6 protein-coding genes are annotated in these 5,311 nt (G+C 32.2%); 1 reads left to right on the top strand and 5 read right to left on the bottom strand.

Annotated elements, in window-relative coordinates; genetic code table 11:
- Positions 1–280 precede the first annotated feature (280 nt).
- Positions 281–676, top strand: a complete 396-nt coding sequence (locus CBF29_RS13540; protein ID WP_126810235.1) for a hypothetical protein — start codon at positions 281–283, stop codon at positions 674–676.
- Positions 677–944: 268 nt separating this feature from the next.
- On the opposite strand, the gene CBF29_RS13535 is transcribed toward CBF29_RS13540, so the two are convergent.
- The 5 genes from CBF29_RS13535 to CBF29_RS13515 all read right to left on the bottom strand — a co-directional run bounded on the left by CBF29_RS13535 (position 945) and on the right by CBF29_RS13515 (position 5,145).
- Entirely contained in the window at positions 945–1,316 is a 372-nt protein-coding gene (locus CBF29_RS13535; RefSeq protein ID WP_126810234.1) for a DUF5388 domain-containing protein, read from the bottom strand.
- Between the two features lie 2 nt (positions 1,317–1,318).
- Positions 1,319–2,116, bottom strand: a complete 798-nt coding sequence (locus tag CBF29_RS13530; RefSeq protein WP_023606346.1) for a ParA family protein — start codon at positions 2,114–2,116, stop codon at positions 1,319–1,321.
- A 944-nt stretch (positions 2,117–3,060) separates the two neighbouring features.
- Positions 3,061–3,843, bottom strand: coding sequence for an MBL fold metallo-hydrolase (locus CBF29_RS13525; RefSeq protein ID WP_126810233.1), 783 nt, complete (start codon positions 3,841–3,843; stop codon positions 3,061–3,063).
- Between the two features lie 266 nt (positions 3,844–4,109).
- Positions 4,110–4,709 carry a DUF4352 domain-containing protein gene (locus tag CBF29_RS13520; RefSeq protein ID WP_126810232.1) on the bottom strand — a complete coding sequence of 200 codons (600 nt, stop codon included), beginning with the start codon at positions 4,707–4,709 and terminating at the stop codon, positions 4,110–4,112.
- 67 nt (positions 4,710–4,776) lie between these two features.
- Positions 4,777–5,145: a LexA family protein gene (locus tag CBF29_RS13515; protein ID WP_245987414.1), complete on the bottom strand. Its 369-nt coding sequence runs from the start codon at positions 5,143–5,145 to the stop codon at positions 4,777–4,779.
- Positions 5,146–5,311 lie beyond the last annotated feature (166 nt).

Genomic DNA, 5,311 nt, shown 5'->3' with positions numbered 1-5,311 from the left:
CGAAAAGAAGGCACTCTCTTCGGGTTTTCGGTCTGTACTGAAATCAAGGTATTATTGGGAATCCCAGCTTAAATCATAGATACCGTAAGGGATTTTATTCTTTATTTAAAACTTTGCAACAGAACCAATTACTTGATAATCTAGTTCTAACATCTTATAAAGAACATGAAGCATTAGCTAAAAAAGTCAGTTCTTATCATTTAGAAATTAGAAATCAAATTATAAGGATATCAAATACTATTGAATATAATACTAAAAATAAGAATTTAGGTGATACAACATGGAAAAAACAAAATTCGAATTCAGAAAAACTGTCTTGGAGAACATTAATTTCTCAGCCATAAATATTGATGAAGAAGTTGAAGTAGAGCAAACATTTGGAATATCTGTAAATGATAAAGATTATAGTAAAGTTAATTTAAAGATAGAAACAGAATTAAAATCTTCGAATTCTGAAATTATATTTTTATCAGTTTCTTATTTAGGCTTGTTTGACACGGATAATGAAAAACCAGAATTGAGCATAACTGAAATTGAAAAACCAGAATTACTATTAAACAAAATATTACCTGATATGAGTTCTTTAATTGCAGATATAACAAATCGTTGTTTTGGTAATCCTTTAGAATTGCCTAAAAAATTACCAGATAATATTAGTTTTAAAAATATTGAATAGAGTAAGTGATAATATGTGCCCACATAAATTGGATTTACTTTTTGAATGCCATATTGAATGCTATTCATATTAAAACTAATAACAATTAATGATATTTGATAGAAGTAAGTTAGCAGTTTATACTCTAATTTGCTTCTTTTTTATATCTGAAAATAGGGTTATTTAGCCAAGTTTTGGCAAGGAATTATCAACTTATAGAATTTAATTTAAACGTCTTAAAATCGTCCTATGTGCATCCAGTGAATGGTTAATTATTGTTCCCTTGATTCTACTTCTTCTTTCCACTCTTACGTGTTTTGTCTTCTAACACGCCATACTGTACATCAAATTTTCTTCTTTCATCTACTGTCATAGATTCCAAGACGTTATTGATAAGTAGTTCTAACGTTTCTTTTTGTGTATCACCATAGCCTATAAGAGATAAAGCATTTATTTGGTCACGAATACGTGTATCAATTTTTAAAGTTGTAGGTTTTGGAATATATTCAGGTTCTGGAACAACAGTTTCCTTTACTACTTCTTTTTTAGCTTCAACAGTTTTTTCAAGTTGATCCATAGTAAAGGTTTGTTTTGGCTGAATATCAGGACCACGACTGATTAACTTCTTCTTTTTATTTTTATTAGATTGAACGAGTGCCATATCTATTCCTCCAATCTAGCTAAAAATTCATCTGTGACATTTTCGTACACTTCTCTCACCTTCTTGTCGTGCATATCTTCATCAGTAATACCTGTTAAATCATAGCGTTTTAAACGTTCCATATTGCGAATAGTCGTTTGGAATATGTTATCAGAACCAAAGATTTCATTCGCTGCTTCAAGAGTCGAAACGTCAACCGGTGCCCCATTTTTGAGTAATACTGGAAGTATACCTAAAACGTCTAGCGTAGGCGCATGGAATGTATCAATCACTTCTGATTGAATGTAACGCAGAAACGCTTCAGCACCTTGTAAGCTACGCTCATGTGTCTGCATAACGATTACACACCAATCAGACGCATATAAAGCCGAGTCAGTAATTAAAGAAATCGTAGGTGGAATATCTACTAAAATGTAATCATAATTGGCTTTAAGAGGCTCTAACAATTGCGCAAAATATTGAACACGTTCATTATAATCTGTCATTCTTTCCATAAATCGTGGATACAAACTAAAGTCAGCACTAGACGCTAAAAGGTCTAAATTGTCTTTTATTGTAATAATAGCGTTTGTTAAATCTTCCGATTGGATTGCTGCCATCATTGTTGTATTAAACACTGTCACTTCATCATCAATATAGTTTTTCGTCTTGATGAATAAGTTTGTAGCGTTCCCTTGTGGGTCCATATCAATAAGCAATGTGCGTAGGCCTCTGTCAGAAAGTGTTTTTGCAATCATGGTGCTATTTGTCGTTTTCCCTGTACCGCCTTTAAAGTTACCGCATGTAATTACTTTAGCCATCTGTGTTCCTCCTATTGTTCTTTTCTTACATTATAAATGTTTTTGCTAAAGTATGCAAAAGAAAAAAGTTTAAATAAAACAAAACGGTATACAAGTATTAAAGTAGTCAAGTATGCAAGTATTTTAGTATTAAAGTAGTTAAGTATGCAAGTATGCTAAAGAATAAACTTACAATATCGGCGTTTTTAAAGGTATACAAGTATTAAAGTAGTCAAGTATGCAAAATAAAAAAGGTATGCAAGTATTTTTTCATACTTTCATACTTTCATACAATAATACCGTTTTATGAAACCTATTTAAATCGTTTGCAATCCTTGTTATAGTGTATTCAACAGCGTAATATCAACGTTTTATACAACTGAATATAAAAAAAGAGCCACAGCCGGCAAGCTGTGACACAAGATTCCTATTGACTGTATTCTATCACAGTCAGCTCTTTTTTAAAAGCGTAGAAGCCAAACTGCGAACCTTAATAGATGGTAACTAAATGGAAAGGTTAAGCATTCGCCGCTGCAATAAGGAATGCTGCAAGCTCACTATGAGAAGTTACTCTACTTATTCTCGAGCCCAAGACGTGAAGACGACGGTTAACGGTCTGGGTGGTAATCTGTTCCCAATAGGGAAGGTTGCTTAACTCGATACGCTTTAGGGCAGATTTTAAAGCGTGAGTTAAGTGTGTGACCAGCACTAACAAGTAGAGATATACGTTGGCTCCGGCTTCTCCCGATAGACCAAATAAATGTTAAACCCTAGCTTCAGTAGAAATCGAAAAATGATTTTTGCTGAAACTAGGGTTTAACTATGCCATTTTCCTAACAAGCAGCCCTCAACCCAAATTATTTGAGAACCGAGAAGAAGTCAAGCATAAACATAGCAAAATATGAAACATTTTAGTCAGTGTCGGACAAGTTGACATAATCTGCCATTATAACTAGTTAATTCAATTAAAATTGAATACTTATATTTTCAAAATTATGGATACCAGTCCCAAATTTTACTAAATCATTATCTTTCAAATAAGTTATTGCTTGTTTTACTTCCAGAAAAATAGAGGGCTCGATGCCTAATGTATTGTGTGAACCATAAACCATTTTAATGTTGGGTAAATTAGATATTCTTTCTAAGGACTCAACTAAGTCTTCAGGACTTGTAGATGGATAGAATGCATATATAGGAGTATCTAGATATAATAAATCTCCAGTAAATAAGTATCCATTAGACATATCCAAGATAGAAATGTGTCCAGGTGAATGTCCAGGAGTATGATATATTTTTAAATCTCTATTGCCTAAACAAATAATATCTTCATCTTTTAATAATCCAGTTGGTTTACCAGTAAAAGGGACATATGTTTTGGGATTAAACGTTCTAGGTGTAGGTATAGAAATATCTCTAGCTGTATTTTCTCTTATTTGTTCTAGAGATAGACCAGGTATTCCATCAGTTAACCAGGATTCTTCTAGTTCATGAACATAAATACTTGAATACTGATTATGTCCTCCAATATGGTCAGAATGCACATGGGTTGTAATAACATCAATAGGAAGTTTTGTTAATTTATTTGTAATTCTTTTTATATTATCAATTCCAAGACCTGTATCTATTAAAACAGCTTTATATTTCCCAATTAATAAAAAAGAATGAACTTTTTCCCAATGCCCTAGTTCACTTATTACGAAGGTATTTTCATCTATTTTTTGAATAGTAAACCAATCATCTTTAAACATATGTATTCTCCTAACAATTTTTATATAAGTATATATCTTAGGAATTTTAAAATCTAATAAAGAATTTTTTGATAATCTAAATTTTTTATAGAAAAATCATAAGTTGACATAATGTTAACTATAGCAAGTAGCATATAAAATAAGAGCTGCACGCCTAAACCTTGTGAAAAATAATTGGTATAGGTGGTAGCTCATTGGTATAGCAGTATTTAGTTAGTTTTATAGATTGTGAAATCTAATAAATAATTATTGCATATAGCGTTATTTTAGTTTAACTCTATATCAGTATTATGGTTGCGTATAAAGAAGTTTCCTTCATATCTTAGTTTAAGCTTTGCGTTAGGGTCAACTTGTCCAACAAGGTTACCTGTAACTGTAGCTTCTGGGTCTAAATCTCCAGAGTTCATAGTCTCTACTCCGTCTAAGAAAGTGAAACCGGCTGTTTCTGAATTACCATTAGCCACCAATGAATAGTCCAAAGGATTATACGATTGTCTTTCTCCAGTTTTATTGGTAATAGTTAAGTTAACAATGATAAACTGCTTGCCTTCATCTGGCGTGATAAATTCAGAACCATTAGAAAAATCAACACTGTTTACCTTTATTTGATAACCTTTTAGATCCACAGTATCTCCAACTCTAAAAATCTTCTCTTCTTCTTGTTCATTTTCTTTATTTGATACAGTCTTTGTTTTAACCTCTTCTTTTGTGTCTACTTTCTTAGCTTCATCTTTATCATCACCTAAAGCAGAACCAATTAAACCAAAAGCTAAAATTATAACAATAACGATAAACCACCAGCGTTTATAAAACGGTTTATGTTCCTTGTATACTTTTCCATCTTCTGTTTTAATCTTTTTAGCCATTTTCATTCCTCCTAATAAATTAATGTTAAGAGCGCAAGTTAATGCGCTCTATTTTTATTTAATTATATCATAACATCATTGTAACTTTTACTGCTTTACCGATAATCTTAGCCGGGTTTTGTTCGTTTACGATTATAGGCGCGTATTGACGATTGTCTGGCATTAATATCATTGTGTCATTCTGATATCTTACACGTTTTAATGTAGCTTCTGTGTCGCTGTTTAAAAGCACTGCAGCTATCTCATTGTTTTCCACTTCTTCTTGTTGTCTGATTAGCACCAGCGAACCAACAGGAATGGTAGGGGTCATGCTGTTACCTTTTGTTTCTAGATAGAATAGTTTTCCGCTTGGGAGTAGGTCAACTGCTTCTGTGATATAGCCATTAAAGTTTTCTTCAGCTAGAATAGGTAGTCCACATGTTATAGTGCCTATCATAGGAATTTTCCTCACTTTAGAAATTGGAGTGAGGTTTTTGGTTCTGTTGCAAAGTTTTAAATCTACTATCAAATAAGGTAGAATAATAGAAAAAGATAGCAGGAGGAATGACGATGAATCATTTTAAAGGAAAGCAATTTCAGCAGGATGTGATTATTGTAGCCGT

Source organism: Vagococcus elongatus (assembly GCF_003987645.1).
Lineage (GTDB): Bacteria > Bacillota > Bacilli > Lactobacillales > Vagococcaceae > Vagococcus_A > Vagococcus_A elongatus.
This window is presented reverse-complemented; position numbering and strand designations above follow the sequence as displayed.

Coding starts and splice junctions, on each gene's coding strand:
- CBF29_RS13535 (WP_126810234.1), bottom strand. CDS start 1,316: ATGGCACTCGTTCAATCTAATAAAAATAAAAAGAAGAAGTTAATCAGT.
- CBF29_RS13540 (WP_126810235.1), top strand. CDS start 281: ATGGAAAAAACAAAATTCGAATTCAGAAAAACTGTCTTGGAGAACATT.
- CBF29_RS13525 (WP_126810233.1), bottom strand. CDS start 3,843: ATGTTTAAAGATGATTGGTTTACTATTCAAAAAATAGATGAAAATACC.
- CBF29_RS13530 (WP_023606346.1), bottom strand. CDS start 2,116: ATGGCTAAAGTAATTACATGCGGTAACTTTAAAGGCGGTACAGGGAAA.
- CBF29_RS13520 (WP_126810232.1), bottom strand. CDS start 4,709: ATGGCTAAAAAGATTAAAACAGAAGATGGAAAAGTATACAAGGAACAT.
- CBF29_RS13515 (WP_245987414.1), bottom strand. CDS start 5,145: ATGATAGGCACTATAACATGTGGACTACCTATTCTAGCTGAAGAAAAC.